The following is a 307-nucleotide window of genomic DNA, read 5'->3' as shown; positions in this document are numbered from 1 at the left end:
CTCGCCGTTACGGTCGCGTGGGACCTGGATCTCCATCTCACCGTATTCGCTCGTCACCGTTTTCTTTGTCTTCCCATTGCGGCTGTTAGAGGTTGCCTTGCTTTTCAAATCGTGCTTTTCGTATCCAAGCTCCGTGTCGAGCTCGGCCTCCAGCATGGACTGAAGTGTCTCTGCAAACAATTCCTTGAGTGCAGATTGCACGTCATCCATGGTCTTCAGGTTATTCTCCTTGACGAATGCCTTCACCTGTTCCTTACTAAACCGTGCCACTTGTGTCATCCTCTCAAACCGACCTTTCCTTCTAGTT

The 307-nt window shown here is 50.5% G+C and carries 1 protein-coding gene; it reads right to left on the bottom strand.

Going from position 1 to position 307, the window contains the following annotated elements; translation table 11 throughout:
• A partial coding sequence (locus tag ACSEXW_RS28620) for a transposase (protein WP_438449526.1) occupies positions 1–279 on the bottom strand: 279 nt, incomplete at its 3' end.
• Between the last annotated feature and the right edge of the window lie 28 nt (positions 280–307).

It is taken from the genome of Oryzibacillus soli, from assembly GCF_051594765.1.
In the GTDB taxonomy this organism is placed as follows: domain Bacteria; phylum Bacillota; class Bacilli; order Paenibacillales; family NBRC-103111; genus Paenibacillus_AR.
This window is presented reverse-complemented; position numbering and strand designations above follow the sequence as displayed.